The organism is Chryseobacterium sp. YR221, from assembly GCF_900176315.1.
Classification (GTDB): domain Bacteria; phylum Bacteroidota; class Bacteroidia; order Flavobacteriales; family Weeksellaceae; genus Chryseobacterium; species Chryseobacterium rhizosphaerae.
In genome coordinates this window covers 336589-354706 of record NZ_FWXM01000006.1, presented here as the reverse complement: position 1 = coordinate 354706, position 18118 = coordinate 336589, and the positions used below count along the sequence as shown (strand labels likewise).

Sequence of the window (18118 nt, the reverse complement as noted above, 5' to 3'; positions counted from 1 at the left end):
CCATGTCCCTTGCTGAAGTACAAAATGCAATTTCCGAAAAGAAGATCTGCATTTTAATACCTACCTACAATAATGAAAAAACTCTGAAAAGGGTAATTGACGGCGTTCTCAGCTACACCGGAAGTATTATTATTGTCAATGACGGTTCTACCGATTCTACACCGAATATCCTTTCTCAATATCCTGAATTAACTGTCATCACCTTACCTCAGAACAAAGGCAAGGGAAATGCATTAAAAACAGGTTTCAGAAAGGCTAAAGAATCAGGATGCCATTATGCCATCACCATCGACTCAGACGGACAGCACTATCCGGATGATATTCCGGTATTTGTAGAAGCGCTACTTCAGGAAAAAGAAGATATATTACTCATCGGGAACAGAAATATGTCTCAGGACGGTATTCCTAAGAAAAGTAGTTTTGGAAACCGTTTTTCCAATTTTTGGTTTTGGTTTGAGACCGGAATTAAACTGCAAGATACCCAATCCGGTTACAGGCTTTATCCCTTACATAAAGTTCCAAAGAAATACTTTACTCCCAAATTTGAATTTGAGATTGAAATCATTGTAAGAACCGCATGGAGACATGTTCCGGTAAAGAATGTTCCTATAAAAGTTCTGTATGACCCTGCTGAGCGGGTTTCCCATTTCAGACCGTTCAAGGATTTCACAAGAATCAGTATCCTGAATACAATTCTGGTGACGATTACCCTGATTTACATTATTCCGCGAAACTTCATTAATAATTTCAAAAAAAAAAGTTTTAAAAGATTCATTCAGGAAGATGTCTTAGAAAGCGATGGAAGCAACCGTACAAAAGCTTTTTCCATTGCACTTGGAGTCTTCATCGGGCTTTCTCCTTTTTGGGGGTTCCAGACCCTTCTTGTAATTAGCTTATCGGTTCTTTTCAAATTGAATAAAGTTCTTGCATTCATCGCTTCCAATGTGAGCCTCCCTCCCTTTATTCCTTTAATCATTGCCGCGTCTTTATTTCTGGGCGCCCCATTTGTAGAGGGTGACAGCAATATCCTAAACCAGGATTTAAACTTTGAACTGATCAAGAATAATCTCCTTCAATATGTCATCGGGAGTTTTATCTTAAGCACAGCATTATCTGCCATCTCAGGAATAATCACTTTCCTGTTTCTGAGCAAACTGAATCCGGAGTCCTAAATAAAAAATAAAGCCCTGAAATACAATATTTCAGGGCTGTTTACAGTATAGTATTTTGTTCTATTTTGAAACAATAATCTTCTGTGAATAATCAATTGCGTTATTTTTGATTTTTACAATATATACTCCGTTGATCAACTTATCAGCACTGATTTTAGTCTGCTTATTAAGATTGATATTTTCCGTAGTCATCAATTTTCCTGTAAAATCATAAATAGACACGGTAGTAATTCCTGATGCGTTCATTCCATCAGGTATTCTTATCGTAAATTCACTTTTTACCGGGTTTGGATAGATAGAAATACCTTTAGAAACAGAAGCCTCTTTTACCGCAAGGTTGGCACATTCTGCAGGTACTGTAAAATCTTCTACCTGATCATTGATATCCGGTAAAGGCTGATTAGCCCCAATCACCAAGCCGTTAAGAGTACCTGCCGATGCATTCACCCCTAATCCTCTTTTAGCAAATACACTCCAGATCATACATTTATTCTCTCCATTGGTTGTTGCCTGATCGGCTGCCAGAATAGCATCTCTTCCCTGTGCAAAGGTAGGATTACACTGCTGTAATTTAAGAGCATCCATTACCAGCTGAAGAACTTTTGCACTTCCACTGTTAGGATCAGCTAGCACATCACTGCTGTATCCATATTTCTCAACATATTTCCAGTTAAGATCCCATAACATGGAAGCCCAGATAAATCCGATACTATGAACATCCGGTACGGTAACTGCAATTCCGCTAATGCTACCATTAACCTTCATTCCATTGGTACGTCCATAAGTATAGTTATTGATTGCAAAATCCGGAGAATACTTGGCTGGTCTTATCCCTGCTCCGGTTGTTGTTTCTCCTGAAGAGAATGTTCCCACACCCCTTGCTATAGAAGCATTATCTCCTGGCTTTGTAGTTAACATCAATGCAAAGAAATCAGACCATCCTTCTCCCATTTGCTCGTTGGATGTGAAATAAGATAGACAAGAACTTCCTGTTCCTGTAAGACGGTTAGAAATTCCATGTCCATATTCATGACTGATAATACCATTATCTAAACTTGCATCTCTATAAACTGCCTCTGTCTTCAATGTAGCGTTACCTACAATACCATTATTCAAATCATTGACTAAAAACTGCCCTTCTGATTTTCCAACCATAATGGTAGGAATTGTAACCGTATTATCAGTTCCTCCAAGACCTACGGGCTGATCACTGCTTGGATGATATTGTATAACCCCTACTGCTCCTGCATTTTGAAGGTTTTTGGTTTTAACGGAAAAATTACATCCTGCCGCATTTACAACAGCTATTTTCCCTGTAAGACTTCCTGCTGTTACAGCTGTACAGGCATCAGCCGGTACAGAAAGAGCTAAATCACCGGTTACCGGTGTGCCACCGATAAGCTGTGGACCAAAATTAGCTGTTCCGGCTGCCGGTGTTCTTGCTACATAATTGGTAGGTGCATTATAATAAAGATATCTTGCTCCATTGGGAACAAAAAGATACATCTGCATTCTTCCGCTGGTTCCGTCAACTCCCGGATTAAAGTTAGCATTATTCAGACCACTGCCATCTCTTGATTCTGCCAAAACAGGGTCATTCTCGGTACCTCCTTTTCCAAAATTATTTTTCTGATAATTTCTTGCAGTCTCTGTAAATCCGAACTTATAAAATACATCATGCATTTTATTGCTAACGTAAAACAGGTTTGTAACTGCTGCAGAGGTATAGTTTTGTTGCATTAACGTCACGTCCACTGGGAAATCAAAAGCTCGTGCAGCTCCTCCGTCAGGTGAAAACTGTGGTGCATTTGTATTAGCCTCATCAGTATAGGCAAAGGCATTATTACCTCTTGTAATGGTATAATGATTAGTACCGTCAGAATGCCATCCCTCAGGAGAGGCTGTCAGATCCCAAGGGTTGGTAAGCAGTGTTCTGCCTCCAAAAGTAGGTGCCTCAACAGGAAATGCAAATACGTTATAAGACGCATTATCAGGAGCTAAAACAAAATTGGTTTGCTGCTGTGAAACACCTGCCGTATTAAGCGGAGCTCCTGCAGGTTGAATAGCCGGCGACAAGCTTTGAGGCAGCTGTTCAAATGCATCTGTATGGAAATCACAGGAGAGCGTTGTATTCTCCTGGTATAGAACAGAACCGTCTTCTGTGCTTACAACAACATTCCATACGTTGCTGGTTGCTTTTTCTTCAATATAAAACTGATACCCAAGTAGTAAATACCCTCCCTTTGCAAAATAAACCGCATTGGCTTTTATTGGCTCTTCTTTTCCTTCGCTATTTTTTACTGTTTGGAGACTATTAAACTTTTTAGCTGTTTCTGCAATAAAAGTATCTTTTTTAGAGCTTTCGCTTCCCCTGATCCCTGCAATGTTTTTAACAAAAGTATCCGCAAAGCTCAACACCTTACCTTCTCTCACCAGAACATTTGCCGAGCTTCCAAATACAGGAATACCGTTTACGGTTTGCTGTATTCCTACAACCTCACCTTTCAAACTAGTAGACGGATCTACATTGATTACTTTAAAAACTTTAAGTTTTTCATCAACTCTTTGGAAAGAGCCTTTTTCAGAATTAACATAATCTTTTATTACTTGTTCATACTTCTGAGCAGAAACTGCTCCAAAGCCAAAGAAAGAACAAAGCAATAAAAACTTAACACTAAGTCGAATTTTTTTCATTGATTTTACTTTTTAACCGATGTTAATATATATTATTTCACCAGTTAGTAGAAAAAACCATAAAAATGTTACATAATTTTCAAAAAAACTATTAAATCACTTGATTAAAACACAACTAAAGCCTGTTTTTACAGAAAAATAATGATTTAAATCAAAATAAACTATTGATAAACAACATCGAAAAACGATAGAGGACTCATCATGATTGTGACAAATATCGAAAGAATTACTAAAATCATCTGAACCGTATGATAGGTTTTTTCACGGTCATTTTCATTGATCTCAAAAGTAAATTTAATCTTATCCGGCCTCCTGATAATCAGCCCGGTAAAGATGAGAATGATAAGATTTAATACTACCGGTAAAAACAGAAATATTTTACTCCCATACTCATCTTTTCTCCCTCCATAGCTGTGAATTGGTATAATTTCCGGAACCGAGCTATACACTGAGAAAAGATAGACGGAATAACACAGAATAATAACAAAGGGAATACAGAATAAGACTTTTATATATTTCGGGATCATTTCAGTTTCTTTAAAGTTTTTTTCAGAAATTTCTCAGTGTCCTTCCTATCGGGTACTGTTGTAATTTCTTTTGTTAAGGCTCTTTCAAATTCCGCCTTTGCTTTGGAATACTCTTTCATGTAAAAATAATATTTTCCAGCCATATAATATCCTTTCCAAAAATCGGGATTTAAGGAATGATAGCGGGCAATATAGTTATCTGTAAGAAACTCACGGTTTTGAATTGCATCACTTATTTTTGTATTCACCACTCTGTATTCCTCATAGTTTTTAAACTCCTGAGACTCTACAAAGGGATCCTTCCCGATATTAAGCTGTGATTTTGAAAGGTCGCTATGCTGCAACCCATTATCCGAGAATATTGCATTAAGATCATAACATACGAATTCCCCAAGCTGATATGGGTTGGAAGAGACCCAAACCAATTTTTTCTGAGGAGAAAATATAACCGCATGATGAGCTAACAGCTGATTTAGTGACTTTTCGTTACCATAACCGATATTTTCACCCTGCAACCCTGATCTGTTTCTTAAAATAGAAGCCATTTTCTCCGGGGTAAGCTTTTTTTCTTCCTGAAGAAGCTCCTGCAGCTTTTCGTACCTATATTCTGAATGACTTTCTTCGATATGCTTTTGGTTCCTTGTATCATCTTTATAGGCCTCAGACTGAAAATGATTAGTGCAAAGGACCTTGCTTGTATTTTGCACGCTGTAGACTCCAAAGTTTTTGGGCGACACTTCAATGATTACAGCCTTTTTATCATGAGCACTACCGACCAAAATAGATTCTGAAACGAAAACCTTTCTCTTTCTGGCAATAGCAATGGCTTCATCTATATTTTTGGCATACTGTAAGATCTCTCTTGTTACCAAGGAAATAGGGGTTTTGGCTGTTAAAGGAATTTTTGATTTCCCCGCATTGATGGTCACCGTAATTCCTTCTTTATTCATTCCAGAAACCACTCCTATCATTCCCGGCCAGCTTACTGACATATAAGAAATTCCCTCTTCCGGCTTCACAAATTCCACCAACTTATTTTTTGCAAAATCATCACCCACATAAAAATCAAAATTCCTTCCTATCAGAAGATCTCCGTCCTCTGTATTTTCATTCCAGACAGCCAGTGAAGAGCAGCCTACCATGGCCAGATCCTGCATAGCATGCCCAATATCGTGTGCTCCATGCAGGTAAAGATTCCGTAAGTATTTTGGGGCAATAAAATCATACTGATCTGATGAATACTGTGATAATCCATACAGTTCAGCCTGATAATCTTCTCTTACATTAAGATACATTTTTCTGTTGTACCATTTTAAAAAGCCTCTCAATATTTTCTGTCGGAATTTTGAAGGGACAAACCCCTCCACTTTTGAAAAGAAAATCCCTTCCTGTTTCTGCATCAGATTTTGTGTTAAGGCCCCATTATTATACCCTAACTGAAGTGGATTCCCTGTTATATAAAGCTCCCAGAGCTGCTGTTTATTTTTAGTCAGATAATTATGTTTATAGCTAAAGGTCGTATCATTTATTCTATGTACGTTTGGAATCTCCAGTGAATATTGTTTTACATCAGGAAGGTGATGAACAGACTTTGATACCCCACATGAAATCAGGATACAGCAAAAAAGAAAATACAGAAAAAGTCTTTTATAGATCAGAGAATTGGTATCAGTTTTTTTCACGTTGGGTTCTTATTACATCATTTGATTTAAATGTCTGTCTATAGTTTCCTTACCTAAAATTTCAGAGCAGGTATTGAAAGCTCCGATGGTTACCCCTAAAATTCCGTGCATATTCACAGACTGACCTGTCAGAAACAGATTGTCAATTTTAGTACGTGGAGAAACCATTGTTTTAAGTGGGTTTTCAGAGTTTTTCATATAACCGTACATATTTCCTTCAAAACTACCGATATAATCACGATAAGACAACGGTGAAGAAGTATATATTTTTTTGACAGCATGTGTAAGGTTAGGAATTTTCTTTTCCAGGGCATCAAGCATTTGCTCTGCTTTCGCCAGCTTAAACTGCTCATACATCTCTCCCCTTTCATGATCATCAGCCACTGTATTGAATGTATTTTCCCAGTCTTTAACCTCATCAAAGTCCATATAGGAAATAGCTGTCAGACTTTCTGCAAACTCAGGATAATGCCTGGAGGGTGACGATGAAAGCATATAGGTTTCCGGCCATGTTTCTTTCCTGTAACGGAAGGCACTCCACACCAGCTCCTCGGAGGAATAGTGGTATACATTATAATTAAAATTGGGAATAGTATTTGGCTTTAAGACCAAATATACACTGAAACATGATGAAACAGGCTGCCAGCTTAAAACTCTGTTGAGAAAGGATTTTTTTAATCGCTCTTCTCCTATTAATTTGATGGTTGAGCGGATTTCAATATTTGAAATTATTTTTTTTGCCGTATATTCTTTACCGGAAGCTGTTTTCACTGATGTCAGTACATTATTGTCATCAAAAATAAAGCCGGTCACCTCAGCATGTTTATGAATATCTGCCCCATACTGACGAAGTTTTCTGATCAATAATTTAGAAATCTGGCTTCCTCCTTTTATACATTTGTACGCACTCTGGATGTAGGAATTTACAGTTAAAGCATGAACATAAAAAGGAACGTTTTCAGAATCTCCGGCATAAAGGAAATTAGAGCCTAATAAAACCGATTGCAGTTTTTTATCTGAAGTAACTGATTCTATAAATCTTCGGGTATTCAGATGCAGTATTTCTTCATTATAATTATCTTTTCCCACGACATTATATCTTGGGAACTGGCTGCACACATATTGAATTTCTTCACAATAATTTTCAAGATTTTCTCTTTCGTCCGGAAAATAGACCGCTAGCTGCTCAACAAAGTTCTGATATCCCTGAGCATGTGGGTAATCAATAGCGTCCTTACCAAAGGAGATTCTGTCATATCCGTCTTCATCCATTCGCTGCAGCTCCAGATCATCCATAATTTCCAGATAGGAAAAAAAAGTATTTAGATTTTGCCCCTTGGAAAGACCTCCCAAATAGTGTACTCCCGTATCAAAGACGAGTTTATCCCGTGAAAAAGTCTGTAAATTACCTCCGTACTGATTGTTTTTCTCCAATACACATACTTTAAGCCCTTCTTTCGCCAAAATAAGAGCCGAAACAAGACCTCCCAATCCGCTGCCGATTACAAGTATGTCATATTCTTTCTTCAAGGAGAATGTGCTTTAATTTAGAAATTAAGACTGCTCATCAAGAGGTGATCTGTCTTCGGTCTTTTAAAGATCCATAGACAGGCTAATCTAAATGGTTTCAGTTTTTGTTAGTTTTCAGGGATAAAAATAGAAAAATTAATCAACATCATCCCAAAAATCAAAATAATTAAACCATTGGAGCGGATATTTTCTGACCATGGTCTCCAGATTTTGAACGTAAGACTGCAGAAGTCCCTGAGAATCCCTGTTTTTAATATTCTGAGCAAGTCTTGCATAGAGATGGTAATGAAGATTATTTTCTTTCATTACATAAACATACACCACAGGTACTCCTAATCTCGAAGCAATAAGAAAAGGGCCTGCCGGAAATTTCGCACTTTTCCCAAGTAACTCGGCTTCCAGGAATTTGGATCCTTCAAAATAACGGTCGCCGGTAAAACAGATCAACTCATTATTTGACAATGCCTGATTAATCTCAAAGATATGCGACATATCTTCTTTGACATAAATAAATTTAATGGAACTTTCTTTTACCGCAACACTTTCCAGGTATTCTTTGATCACGGTAACTTCCTGATCTGTAGTCACCAGATTGATCTGGCAGTCGAAATCGATATCTGCAAAGAAATGTTCTGCAATTTCAAAATTACCGATATGGGCACTGATCAGAACACCTCCCTTTTTAGCGGCTAAAAGGCTTCTGAGGTTTTCAATACCATCAAATTCATAGGTGTATTTTTCTCGTAGTCCGGCAGAAATAGCCGTTTTATCAATCAGTACTTTTCCAAAAGTGAAGTAACTGTGAAATATGGAGCGCAAAGCCTTCCCATATCCGTAGTTGAGTCTTTTCTGAAAATAATAAAGAATATATCGGTTGCTTTTTTTCTGGAACAGAAAGTAATAGGCAGCCACAAAATATAGGACAAAATATGAACTTCTGATTCCGATATTTCTAATACACCAAACGAATATTCTGTATCCTGATACCGTTCCTTTAGATTTACCTTTCCACTTGTTCATAAATATTGTTTACCAATGTAACCGTATACCAGCGCAACAATTATTGTATTAAATGTGTCCGGCATTGGTATACTGTCACATTATTATATGGGTATTATTGTAAAGAATAAAGATCTACTCAATACTAGGTAATTAAGCTTTTTTCTCAGCAATCTTATTTTCAATGGTTGTATAGAAGTCATCAAATGTCACCATTTTTTTGAAATCTGCTTCTCCTAATTTCACTCCGAAATTAGATTCAATCACCACAACCATATCAATATAATCTAAACTATCTAAGCCTAATGTACTTTTAAGATTGGCCTCATTACTGATTTCGTCTCCGTCTACCTCGAATTCATTTACCAGAAAATCATTAACAATGGCCACTATTTTTTCCCTTTCCATGTTTTTAATCAAATTTTTTAACTATTAATGCAGAATTGGTTCCCCCAAACCCAAAAGAATTCGACAAAAATACATCAATTTTTTGATTTTTTGTTTTGGAGACTAAATTTATCCTTTGAGCCTCATTATCAGGATTTTCAAGATTTATATTAGGAGCTACAAAATCATTCTGCATCATCAGAATAGAGTAAATAACTTCACTTGCACCTGCCATCCAGCATTCATGTCCCGTCATGGATTTAGTAGAACTTACGGGAACCTCACTTCCGAAAATCTCATAAATTGCTTTTGCTTCGTTAGCATCCCCAATAGGAGTAGAGGTAGCATGAGCATTAATATAATCAATATCTGAAGCAGCTAATCCGGATTGCTGTAAAGCTCTGCCCATAGCTAAAGCCGGTCCATCAACATTAGGGGTTGAGATATGTCCTCCGTTTGAAGAAAAGCCGTAGCCTATAATTTCAGCAAGGATAGGAACGCCTCTTCTTTGTGCTGATTCTAAGCTTTCTACAATTAAAGTGGCTGCACCTCCGCTGGGAATTAAGCCATCTCTATCTGTATCAAAAGGTCTTGATGCTTTTGCAGGTTCGTTTTCCCGTGTTGAGAATACTCCCAACCCGTCAAAGCTTGCCATTGAATATTTATTGGTTTCCTGTGCTCCTCCACAGATGATCATATCCTGAAAACCGTTCTTGATCATCATAAAGGCCAGCCCCAAAGAATGCGACCCACTTGCACAGGCAGCACTGATGGTAAGATTAATTCCTTTCAACTTGAAAATCGTAGAAAGGTTCATCGTCACTGTTGAGTTCATTGATTTAAAGATCGCTCCCGATCCCATCAATGTAGTATCTTTTTTTTCCCGGGCAATATCAATAGACTCTACTACTGCCTTAGATACACTGTCATTTCCGTATAAAATCCCAACTTCATGGGTATCTAAAAAAGCTTCGTCAAGATTCGCCTGCTTCAAAGCATCAATGGTGGCAAGATAAGCATACTCACTTTCTTCTCCCATGCTTACACGCTGGCGTCTGTTAAGAAGATTTTTCAAATCCGGCTTTGGAACGACCCCTGTAAGGCCTGATCTGAAACCGAAGTCTTTTCTGTCTTCGTCTAAAACAATACCGGATTTTCCTTGATATAGGGATTCCCTGACCTCTTCTAAAGACGTCCCGATGCAGGAATAAATTCCCATTCCGGTAATCACAACCCTATTTTCCATCTTATGAATAAATTCCGCCGTTAATATTAATTATCTCTCCTGTAATGTAGGATGCTTTTCGGGAAGCTAAAAATGCTACTAAATCAGCTACTTCTTCTGCTTCTCCGAATCTGTTTGCAGGAATCATCGCTTTAAGCTCGTCTTCATTAAAATCCTGGGTCATATCTGTTTTGATGAAACCCGGTGCCACAGCATTTACAGTGATATTTCTTTTCGCCACTTCCTGGGCAAGCGCTTTTGTAGCTCCTACCAGAGCCCCTTTTGCTGCCGAATAATTGGTTTGCCCGGCTGTTCCTTTTACCCCGGAAACCGAAACCATATTAATGATTCTTCCGTATTTATTACGAAGCAGTTTTTGGATAAAAAAATTCGTCACATGGAAAAACCCGTTTAAGCTTGTATTGATCACACTGTTCCAGTCTTCTTTCGGCATCCACATAAACAGGCCGTCTCTGGTGATTCCGGCATTGTTTACAATCACTTCTACTACAGCAGAAGGATTTGTATCCTGCCATTCTGTAAGGACGTTCTGTGTTTCCTCCGCATTTCCTACATCAAATTTAAGAATTTCTCCTGTAGAACCAAGTTCTTCCACTTTGGTCAATGTTTCCTTAGCTGCAGCCTCATTAGAGGTATAGTTGATCAGTATATGATAGTTTTTTTCTTCAGCCAGTTTTATACAGATGGCCCTCCCGATTCCTCTGGAGCCTCCTGTTACAATTGCACATTTCATGCGTTAGTGTTTATTTCGTTTTAGTTTTTTTTAAGTTAGCTTATACTCCTCAATCTAAAGACAATTCATTACGGTAAATAATTACATTGCTTTTAAATACATCTTTACTTTCTCTAAATATGGATACATCACCATATCATCTGAGAACGCAGGAATAATTTTTCTGATCTCATCATAAAGCTCTTTTGTAGATGATGAAACCTCATCCGGAAAACCTAGGTATTCAATTGCCTGAACTATAGTAATTGCCTCTATCGCCAGTACTTCAAATGCATTTTCAATTACTTTTCTACAGATCACAGCTGCATTGGTTCCCATACTTACAATATCCTGATTGTCATTATTATTAGGAATACTGTGAACATACATAGGGTTTGACAGCATCTGACTTTCCGCTGTAGTAGAAGTTGCCGTAAACTGTACTCCCTGCATCCCAAAATTGAAACCTAATTTACCTAAATTTACAAAAGGAGGCAAAATTTCGTTGATCTTCGCATTTAAAAGATAGTTCAGCTGTCTTTCTGCAAGCATGGTCAACTTGGTTACCACAATTTTAAGTTTGTCCATTTCTAAAGAGATATAATCTCCATGAAAATTTCCACCGTGGTAAACATGCTGATCCTCAACATTGATAATCGGATTGTCATTGGCAGAATTGATTTCATTTTCAAGCACCTTTTCTGTATACTCCAAGGTGTCCAGCACAGGACCTAATATCTGAGGAACACATCGTAAAGAATAATATTCCTGAACTTTTTCTTTAAATACTTTTTCCTGCTCTTCAAAGTGAGTATAAAGATGGTCTGCTCTTTTTCTGATCAGTTTACTGTCTGCAAGATGTGTACGCATTCTTTCTGCCACTTTCTGCTGACCATAATGTCTTTTTGTGCCGTTCAAAGCTTCAGACAGATGATCATCATAAGCCTGAACAATCTCATTAATTGCACAGGAAAGTCTAATGGAAATATCAGTCAGCTGATTCGCTTTATAGGCATTGACAATCCCTATACCCGACATTACGGAAGTTCCGTTCATTAAAGCAAGCCCCTCACGGATCTCCACTTTGATAGGTTCAAGTCCTTCAATGGCAAAAACATCGTTTGTAGATCTTCTTTCTCCTTTGTAAAACACTTCTCCTTCACCAATCAGTACTAAAGCCAGGTGTGCCAGCTGTACAAGATCTCCACTTGCTCCTACTCCACCGTGTTCAAAAATCAAAGGGGTAATATCCCTGTTGATCAATTCCTGAAGAAGATAAATAACAGACTGATGTACTCCGGAATTTCCTAAAGACAGGGTATTCAGCCTTGCCAGCATACAGGCTTTCACTTCCTGTGCCGGTAAGGGATTTCCTATTCCCGAAGAATGACTTCTAATTAAATTATATTGAAGCTGAAGGGTATCCTCATCACTGATTTTAAACTGAGCCATCGGACCAAAACCCGTATTTACTCCATATATTACTTTATTTTTTGAAAATTCCTTTAAAAATTGAAAGCTTGTATCGACTCTTGATAAAAGTGATTCATCCAGTTCAATTTTTTCATTTTCAATGATAATTTTTTGAAAATCTTTCAGTCCTAAAAAGTTATTTATTTTCATTAATCAAAAGTAATAGTTGATAATTTTGTAAAATATTAATTATTTGTCACTAATTTTGCGGCAAAGATAGAAGTTATTATTAAAATAAAAAATCAAGATGAGCAAAGAATTTGTTGACGTTCTTGTAATCGGAGCTGGACCTTCCGGATGCGTATCTTCTTCATACCTTAAGAAGAATAATGTCAACGTAAAGGTGGTTGAAAAGACAAAATTCCCAAGACTGGTAGTTGGAGAAAGCTTGATTCCAAGGGTCATGGACCACTTTGATGAAGCCGGACTTTTCCCTGCATTGGACAAAATGGGCTTTGAAAAAAAACTGGGTGCACGTTTTCTTCGCGGAGACGAGGTCTGCATTTTTGATTTTAGTGATAAATTCGGAGAAGGCTGGGATTGGACCTGGCAGGTTCCGAGAGCTGATTTTGATCATACCCTGGCTCAGGAGGTCATTAATAAAGGAATTGACCTTGAGTTTGAGACAGAGGTTACTGCTATCAGATTTGACGGTACGGATTCAGTAACCACAGTCCGAAACAAAGACGGAGAGACAAAAGAGATCCACGCCAAGTTTGTTATAGATTCCAGCGGTTACGGAAGAGTACTTCCCCGCTTACTAGATCTTGAAAAACCTTCAAAATTATCTCCCCATTCTGCTATTTTTTCTCATGTAAAGGATACCAACAGAGAAGAGGGCGAAGAGGGAACATTAATATCTTTCGACATCATTGAAACAGAGGTATGGCTTTGGGTCATTCCTTTTTCTAACGGGAACACAAGTGTAGGAATTGTAGGTCCTACAGAATATATTGATAAATTGTCTGAAAACGGAGATCCTGCTGAAGCGTTAAGAAAAGCAATTTCTCTATCTGACTATTATGTAAAACGTTTTGGAGAGGTAGATTTTCTCTTTGAGCCAAAACATCTGAAAGATTATTCATGTTCGGTAAAAAGTTTATTTGGAGATGGGTTTGCTTTAACGGGTAATGCATCTGAGTTTCTTGACCCGGTTTTCTCATCGGGAATGGCTTTTGCCACAGAGTCGGGAATGCTTGCCGCAAAATTAGCTGTAAGACAGCTGAACGGAGAAAAAATTAACTGGCAAACAGAATATACAGATTATATCTTATATGGTGTAGATGTTTTCACCACCTATGTAAAGGAATGGTATACAGGTAATCTTCAGGAATTATTCTTCCACCAACCGGAAAATCCCGATGTCAAGAAAAAAATATGTGCCGTGTTAGCAGGATATGTATGGAATAAGGACAATCCGTTTGTAAAAAAACATGATACTGTGATTAAGAATCTTGCCAACCTCATCAAACAGGAAAAACAGGAACAGCAAAATCAACAATAAAAAAACGGTCTGAAATTCAGACCGTTTTTATTTTTATTTTAAAGTTTTTTTAATCTCTTTGCCCAAATACCTTCCGGCAGATTCGTAGGCAGCAGCAATCCTGCCATATTCCATCACGAATTCTTCATTATTGACAAATTTATCAAACTTGTTAAGTTCTACCTTCGCTAACACAACTGAGGGATTAGTGGTTTCCACCAGTTTTATAGTACCGGTTATCTCTGCTGTCATGGCAGTAAGTCCGGCATGCCAGCCCGGGAAAATCCATTTGGGTTCCACTATTAATGTATATTTTGCGGAGCTGTCTTTTTTAAATGAAATATTCTTGTAAGATTTATTAAGCCCTTTCGCAAAATAATCTATATAGTCTTCTTTTTTATATTTCTCCCATTCTGCAATCCACTTCTTCCACGCTTCCTCTCCTCTTTTAGGATTTTCCAAGACTTGTTTTTTCCTGTTTTCAAGATATTGAGCTTCTGTAATATTTTCTTTCATAAATAATACATTCTCAAATAGAAGTTCTACATTTACTTCAGTCTGATCTTTTAATAAGCCGAGACTCCCTGAAATGACTTTCATTTTGTCCTGTCCAAAAGCCATTGTAATCATCACCATGAACCCCAGCAATAATAATTTTTTCATAGTTAGTAGCATTAAATTTAAGCCACCAAATATATCATAAAAAAGGAATTATTTTAATGCTGAAACTCAAATTACCTTAAATCAATAAAAGTTATTGGTTTTCTGCTATTTGGATGGTAAACCGTTTTGGATAATATTTCAAAATCTACCATTTCAATCTTTGGACTTACCCTAAGTTTTGCCCGGAAATGATCTCTTACTTCATGTACAAAGTTTTCATTCTCTTCCTCTGTACTTACCCTGATTATAATTTCATCAAGTCCTATTTCATTAGCCTGAATAACGATCTGATAACAAAGAATACCATTAAAATCATTCAGAATATCATTCATGGCCGGGGGATATAATGTTGTCCCTTTATATTTAATCATCTGTTGCTTTCTGCCAACTACAGGACCCAATCTCATGGTATTTCTTCCACACTGACATGGCTCATAATGAGCTTTTACAATATCTCCTGTTTTAAATCTCAACAAAGGAATTGCTTCTACCCCCAACGTAGTAATCGTAAGCTCACCGCTTTCTCCTTCTTCCACAGGATCTCCGTGATCATCCAGAATTTCTGTAATAATAAGTTCAGGGTGATGATGTCCACCAATCTGAAACTCACATTCCGTGAAAGCTGTACTCATCTCAGTAGATGCATAGGTTGAAAAAAGATTGATATTCCATTTTTCTTTGATTTTCTGAGAAAGAATATTATCTGTAAAATCCTGGTTTTTGATGCTTTCTCCAATACAGACAGCACCATAAACACTGGAATTTTTATAATCAAGACCGTGTTTTTCGGCATAATCAATCATTTTCAGCAAAAAAGAAGGCACAGTAATCAGGTACTTAGGCTGGTACCTAAAAATAGAATCCCATTGAAGTTCCGGAATTCCTGGTCCCATCCTCACAACGCTTGCCCCCATTTTTCTTAAACCCAAAAAGTAGGCAAGACCAGCCATAAAGCGTTTGTCAATGGTTGTGATCATCTGTACCACATCTCCTTTCTGAATTCCTGCACAGGCAAAAGAGATCGCTTCATTATAAGCCAGCCTCTCAAGATCACTGTCAGACAGTCCAAATGTCACTGGATCTCCCAGTGTTCCTGAGGTAGTGCTATAATCAACAATTTTATCCGGAGGGATACAGAAAAAGTCATGATTATGCTGTTGTAAATCATTTTTTGTGGTCGTAGGGATTTTCTGCAGGTCTTCCAGGGTGATGATATTCTTTATATGAATATCATTTTCTTTGAATAGTTTTTGATAAAAAGGTGAATTATTTTCAAGATAAACCAATAGCTCCTGAAGTTTTATCTCCTGAAACTTTTTAATTTCCTGAATGGATGACTGTTCGATGGATGGATGAAATTCCAATGATTTTAATTTTAGAAGACAAATTTATTTAAAAATAAAAGATTGAAACATGAAAAGATTAAAAGATTAGTATCCTCCATTGATTTATCTCTGAAACGTTAAAGTTTGTGTATTGGTATTTCCTGCAGTATTGACTGTAGTTACTTTTAAAGTATGTTCACCAGATCCTTTGGGGCACTTTTCATCGAAGGTATAAACAAAATAATCTTTTACCCGTGCAAATCTAAGCCACTTTCCATCAAGCTCAGCTCTAAATGAAACAATGTCACCCACTTTTGTATTTCCTTTCAAACGTAAAGTCCCGGTGTTTATGAGTGCTCCATCTTTCCACTCCGTCATAACAGATGGAAAACTATGATCTACGATCAGTTGCACAGTACCCAATCTGTTAAATTGCCCCTGTACCCAATCTCCGGTCCAACTTCCTTTTACAGCATCTTTATCACTTCCATAATCCAGCAACATAACCACTTTATCTTTTTCCTGTTGGGTTAATTTCCTGTTGGGTTTTATTTTCAATGTATATTTGTCATGAATGGGAACATAGGGATGATGCAGCACTATTGTATTGGAAACTCCATTTTCCTCAGCGTTTGGTTTTTCATACATGTTAAAATTCACTGCATCATACACTGCATTTTTACTGAAAACTATTTCCCCATGTTCTGTGGTCATTGTTTTTCCTTCATTTGGCTTTATCGTTGTACTGGTAGACGAAATACTATTTCCGTTATTATTCAGCTGCACTTTTGTTGCCAACCGGCTTGTATTTCCATTCACGTCTTTTAAAATAATCTCAATATGATGGACCTCTTTATCCTGAAGATTAATAACTCCCGATAAGTTGGGAAGGCTGTAGTTCTGTAATTTCATTCCAGGTAAAACAGATAAATGCTGGATATTCATTTTGTCCCTGATGAATTTGGTGTAATCTATACAGCCATTCTGATAGCGGGTATCATCATAGCTCACTTTATCAATGGAAAAACTATAGATAAGCTTACCGTCCATTACTAATTCTGCCTGGTAAACGCCAAGGTTAAATCCCTGATTGGCCTTATCCACCGCTTTAACCGCAAAGCTGATCATCGGTGAATTTACCGTGACAAGATCCGTTGTATATATATTTCCTGCTTTCTTTACAGCGACTCCGTTTGCTCCCGGTTCATAAGTACTGAAGCTTCTATCATACCAGTACAGCCCACTAATAATGGGAGCTACAGAGTCCGGAATGGCAAAACCAAAGAGCAGAGGATTAAGACATTCTTCCGTTTTGGTATCTCTTATTTCAAAATGTAAGTGGGGCCCTGCGGAACCTCCTGTATTTCCACTCAAAGCAATAAGCTGCCCCTTTGTTACAGGAAACTGCCCCGGCTGAAATGTCATATCCTGCTCCCACTTTTCATCTTTATATTGTCTTTCTTTTACATACTCATCAAGTCTGTCAAAATATTTATTCAGGTGGGCATACACTGTGGTATATCCATTGGGATGGGTAATATAGACTGCATTCCCAAAACCATAACGTTCCACTTTTATCCTGCTTACATAACCGTCTGCTGCTGCCACTACCGGCAGGTTTTCTTTACTGTTCGTCCGTAAATCCAAGCCCATATGAAAATGGTTAGCCCGGACTGCTCCAAAATTGGCAGCCAACTGCATGGGAATGTTTAAGGGATTGCGGAAGTAGTTTTGTGGATAATTATGTTGAGCCTGGGTAGAGAAGCTGTTGATGAAACAAACAATCAGCATCAGTTTATAAAAAATTTTCATACAGCATTTGGGTTTAGATCTATTTAAATATACGGAATTTCAAGCAATGATTGTGCTATTTTCTTCTTGTAGATTTTATTTTTAACCGGAGATATATCTGGATTTTCAAAGATCATGTGAATAAAAATCTGAACGATCTGAAATAGATCATATTTACATTTGGGTTAAATCCGATGGCTGGAGTAATTTACATTTTAGGTTGCCCAAAGCCCAATTCTACCGAATAAGGACGGTGAAATTTTATTGTAAAAAAAGACGGAAAAACTCACTTATTCACCATTCACCATTCACTTTCATGCTTACCCTTCATTTATATTTCTGAAATTGAACTTTTTAATAGATGATATCAAAATAAAACATATATTATAAACCGACAAAATTTAGTAAATTTGCAGACTTAATTAATCAACGAT

General features: G+C 37.4%; 14 protein-coding genes. 2 read left to right on the top strand and 12 right to left on the bottom strand.

The features are described from left to right. Window positions 1-2 precede the first annotated feature (2 nt). A complete protein-coding gene (locus tag B8967_RS18670; protein ID WP_084087099.1) occupies window positions 3-1172 on the top strand; it encodes a DUF2062 domain-containing protein in 1170 nt (389 codons plus the stop codon). Window positions 1173-1232: 60 nt separating this feature from the next. Here the strand turns inward: B8967_RS18670 and B8967_RS18665 are convergent, their stop codons facing one another. The 9 genes from B8967_RS18665 to hutH form a co-directional block, all read right to left on the bottom strand. Beyond that, window positions 1233-3866, bottom strand: coding sequence for a T9SS-dependent M36 family metallopeptidase (locus B8967_RS18665; RefSeq protein WP_084087097.1), 2634 nt, complete (start codon window positions 3864-3866; stop codon window positions 1233-1235). 161 nt (window positions 3867-4027) lie between these two features. Next, window positions 4028-4393: a hypothetical protein gene (locus B8967_RS18660; protein ID WP_047492443.1), complete on the bottom strand. Its 366-nt coding sequence runs from the start codon at window positions 4391-4393 to the stop codon at window positions 4028-4030. After that, on the bottom strand, window positions 4390-6075 hold the full coding sequence (locus B8967_RS18655; protein ID WP_084087095.1) for a C45 family autoproteolytic acyltransferase/hydolase: 1686 nt from the start codon (window positions 6073-6075) through the stop codon (window positions 4390-4392). Before B8967_RS18655 ends, B8967_RS18660 begins: the two co-directional genes overlap by 4 nt. A gap of 12 nt (window positions 6076-6087) precedes the next feature. Then, the gene (locus B8967_RS18650) at window positions 6088-7605 is read right to left on the bottom strand and encodes a phytoene desaturase family protein (RefSeq protein ID WP_084087093.1); all 1518 of its coding nucleotides are present in this window, start codon (window positions 7603-7605) and stop codon (window positions 6088-6090) included. A gap of 135 nt (window positions 7606-7740) precedes the next feature. After that, window positions 7741-8625, bottom strand: a complete 885-nt coding sequence (locus tag B8967_RS18645) for an LpxL/LpxP family acyltransferase (RefSeq protein ID WP_047492440.1) — start codon at window positions 8623-8625, stop codon at window positions 7741-7743. A gap of 132 nt (window positions 8626-8757) precedes the next feature. After that, the gene (locus B8967_RS18640; protein ID WP_047492437.1) at window positions 8758-9012 is read right to left on the bottom strand and encodes an acyl carrier protein; all 255 of its coding nucleotides are present in this window, start codon (window positions 9010-9012) and stop codon (window positions 8758-8760) included. A 4-nt stretch (window positions 9013-9016) separates the two neighbouring features. Next, the gene (locus B8967_RS18635) at window positions 9017-10237 is read right to left on the bottom strand and encodes a beta-ketoacyl-[acyl-carrier-protein] synthase family protein (protein WP_047492434.1); all 1221 of its coding nucleotides are present in this window, start codon (window positions 10235-10237) and stop codon (window positions 9017-9019) included. Between the two features lies 1 nt (window position 10238). Next, window positions 10239-10970 (bottom strand): flexirubin biosynthesis SDR family reductase FlxB, encoded by a 732-nt coding sequence (fabG, locus tag B8967_RS18630; protein WP_084087091.1) that lies wholly within the window; start codon window positions 10968-10970, stop codon window positions 10239-10241. 81 nt (window positions 10971-11051) lie between these two features. Beyond that, entirely contained in the window at window positions 11052-12572 is a 1521-nt protein-coding gene (hutH, locus tag B8967_RS18625) for a flexirubin biosynthesis tyrosine ammonia-lyase FlxA (protein WP_084087089.1), read from the bottom strand. 97 nt (window positions 12573-12669) lie between these two features. Between hutH and B8967_RS18620 the strand changes: the two genes are divergently transcribed. After that, window positions 12670-13926 carry an NAD(P)/FAD-dependent oxidoreductase gene (locus B8967_RS18620; RefSeq protein WP_084087087.1) on the top strand — a complete coding sequence of 419 codons (1257 nt, stop codon included), beginning with the start codon at window positions 12670-12672 and terminating at the stop codon, window positions 13924-13926. A 33-nt stretch (window positions 13927-13959) separates the two neighbouring features. Here B8967_RS18620 and B8967_RS18615 read toward each other — a convergent pair whose 3' ends face one another. The 3 genes from B8967_RS18615 to B8967_RS18605 all read right to left on the bottom strand — a co-directional run bounded on the left by B8967_RS18615 (window position 13960) and on the right by B8967_RS18605 (window position 17705). Further along, window positions 13960-14568: a hypothetical protein gene (locus B8967_RS18615; protein WP_084087085.1), complete on the bottom strand. Its 609-nt coding sequence runs from the start codon at window positions 14566-14568 to the stop codon at window positions 13960-13962. Between the two features lie 71 nt (window positions 14569-14639). After that, window positions 14640-15932, bottom strand: coding sequence for a flexirubin biosynthesis putative acyl-CoA ligase FlxY (locus B8967_RS18610; protein ID WP_047492413.1), 1293 nt, complete (start codon window positions 15930-15932; stop codon window positions 14640-14642). An 84-nt stretch (window positions 15933-16016) separates the two neighbouring features. After that, complete coding sequence (locus B8967_RS18605; protein WP_047492411.1) at window positions 16017-17705, bottom strand: M23 family metallopeptidase; 1689 nt, start codon at window positions 17703-17705, stop codon at window positions 16017-16019. Between the last annotated feature and the right edge of the window lie 413 nt (window positions 17706-18118).

What these genes read in the sequence shown, in the direction of transcription:
- B8967_RS18605 (WP_047492411.1), bottom strand. Translation starts at nt 17,705, where the DNA reads ATGAAAATTTTTTATAAACTGATGCTGATTGTTTGTTTCATCAACAGC.
- B8967_RS18660 (WP_047492443.1), bottom strand. Translation starts at nt 4,393, where the DNA reads ATGATCCCGAAATATATAAAAGTCTTATTCTGTATTCCCTTTGTTATT.
- hutH (WP_084087089.1), bottom strand. Translation starts at nt 12,572, where the DNA reads ATGAAAATAAATAACTTTTTAGGACTGAAAGATTTTCAAAAAATTATC.
- fabG (WP_084087091.1), bottom strand. Translation starts at nt 10,970, where the DNA reads ATGAAATGTGCAATTGTAACAGGAGGCTCCAGAGGAATCGGGAGGGCC.
- B8967_RS18670 (WP_084087099.1), top strand. Translation starts at nt 3, where the DNA reads ATGTCCCTTGCTGAAGTACAAAATGCAATTTCCGAAAAGAAGATCTGC.
- B8967_RS18635 (WP_047492434.1), bottom strand. Translation starts at nt 10,237, where the DNA reads ATGGAAAATAGGGTTGTGATTACCGGAATGGGAATTTATTCCTGCATC.
- B8967_RS18640 (WP_047492437.1), bottom strand. Translation starts at nt 9,012, where the DNA reads ATGGAAAGGGAAAAAATAGTGGCCATTGTTAATGATTTTCTGGTAAAT.
- B8967_RS18620 (WP_084087087.1), top strand. Translation starts at nt 12,670, where the DNA reads ATGAGCAAAGAATTTGTTGACGTTCTTGTAATCGGAGCTGGACCTTCC.
- B8967_RS18665 (WP_084087097.1), bottom strand. Translation starts at nt 3,866, where the DNA reads ATGAAAAAAATTCGACTTAGTGTTAAGTTTTTATTGCTTTGTTCTTTC.
- B8967_RS18645 (WP_047492440.1), bottom strand. Translation starts at nt 8,625, where the DNA reads ATGAACAAGTGGAAAGGTAAATCTAAAGGAACGGTATCAGGATACAGA.
- B8967_RS18615 (WP_084087085.1), bottom strand. Translation starts at nt 14,568, where the DNA reads ATGAAAAAATTATTATTGCTGGGGTTCATGGTGATGATTACAATGGCT.